The sequence below is a fragment of the Candidatus Binatia bacterium genome (genome assembly GCA_023150935.1).
Classification (GTDB): domain Bacteria; phylum Desulfobacterota; class Binatia; order HRBIN30; family HRBIN30; genus JAKLJW01.
Map to the genome: position 1 here is coordinate 1 of JAKLJW010000194.1, position 507 is coordinate 507.

The following is a 507-nucleotide window of genomic DNA, read 5'->3' on the forward strand; positions in this document are numbered from 1 at the left end:
GGTCGCGCTCGCCTGGGCACGAGGGCTTCAACCCGGCGAACTGTCGCGGGCAAGAGAGATCGTAATCGAGAACCGTGGCTTTCTCCTGGAGGCATGGCATGGGCACTTCGGCACGACGCCTTGATTTCGAAGCGGAACCGCCCCGCGCGGCGACGGTGTCGTTCTCCGACACCACGATGTACGTCGTCCTCGTCGATGGACGAGAGCTCGGTGTTCCCCTTGCGTGGTTCCCACGCCTGTCTGCCGCAACCGCCGAGCAACGTCGAGCTGTCGAGCTACTCGACCACGGAGTCGAGCTTCGCTGGGAGGAGATCGACGAAGATATCTCTGTTCCCAATCTTCTCGGCGTCCCTTACGAGAACTCTTGAGGGGACGGTGCGCGGGACGTCAGGCCTTAGACTTCGGGTTTGGAGCTGAAGGGTGGGCGTCAGGCCGCCCGCTTTTTTCGGGCGCGGCCGGCTGCGCTTCCTCGCGACCAGCGAAGAACCCGCGGCGATCGACTTGACC

1 protein-coding gene is annotated in these 507 nt (G+C 63.9%); it reads left to right on the forward strand.

Annotated features, from left to right (window positions below):
- Positions 1-98: 98 nt before the first annotated feature.
- Positions 99-368: a DUF2442 domain-containing protein gene (locus L6Q96_23710; protein ID MCK6557552.1), complete on the forward strand. Its 270-nt coding sequence runs from the start codon at positions 99-101 to the stop codon at positions 366-368.
- Positions 369-507: the final 139 nt, after the last annotated feature.

What these genes read in the sequence shown, in the direction of transcription:
- L6Q96_23710 (MCK6557552.1), top strand. Translation starts at nt 99, where the DNA reads ATGGGCACTTCGGCACGACGCCTTGATTTCGAAGCGGAACCGCCCCGC.